1 protein-coding gene is annotated in these 641 nt (G+C 63.8%); it reads right to left on the reverse strand.

Going from position 1 to position 641, the window contains the following annotated elements; genetic code table 11:
* Positions 1 to 641, reverse strand: a 641-nt coding sequence (locus OUZ30_RS20320) for a GTP-binding protein (RefSeq protein WP_266184285.1), incomplete at its 3' end; no start/stop codon positions are given.

A 641-nucleotide genomic window follows, 5' to 3' on the forward strand; every position in this document is an offset into this window, starting at 1 on the left:
AGGAACGGCTTGTCGATCACACGCACCGGCTCGGGGATGTAGCTGTCCAGCGCGTCGACCAGCTTGATGATCGCCGGCACGCCGATTTCGCTCTGATCACCTTCCAGCGCCTTCAGCGCCGAACCGTGGATGATCGGCGTGTCGTCGCCCGGGAAGTCGTACTTGGACAGCAGCTCGCGCACTTCCATTTCGACCAGCTCGAGCAGCTCGGCGTCATCCACCATGTCGGCCTTGTTCAGGAACACGACGATGTACGGCACGCCCACCTGGCGCGACAGCAGGATGTGTTCGCGGGTCTGCGGCATCGGGCCGTCAGCGGCCGAGCACACCAGGATCGCGCCGTCCATCTGCGCGGCACCCGTGATCATGTTCTTCACGTAGTCAGCATGGCCCGGGCAATCGACGTGGGCGTAGTGGCGCTTGGGCGACTCGTATTCCACGTGCGCGGTCGAGATCGTGATGCCACGCGCCTTCTCTTCCGGCGCCGCGTCGATCGCGTCGTATGCCTTGAACTCGCCACCGAAACGCTCGGCGCCAACCTTCGTCAGCGCGGCCGTCAGCGTCGTCTTGCCGTGGTCCACGTGACCAATCGTGCCGACGTTGACGTGCGGCTTGGTGCGTTCGAATTTACCCTTTGCCAT

Source organism: Dyella humicola, from assembly GCF_026283945.1.
Classification (GTDB): Bacteria; Pseudomonadota; Gammaproteobacteria; order Xanthomonadales; family Rhodanobacteraceae; genus Dyella; species Dyella humicola.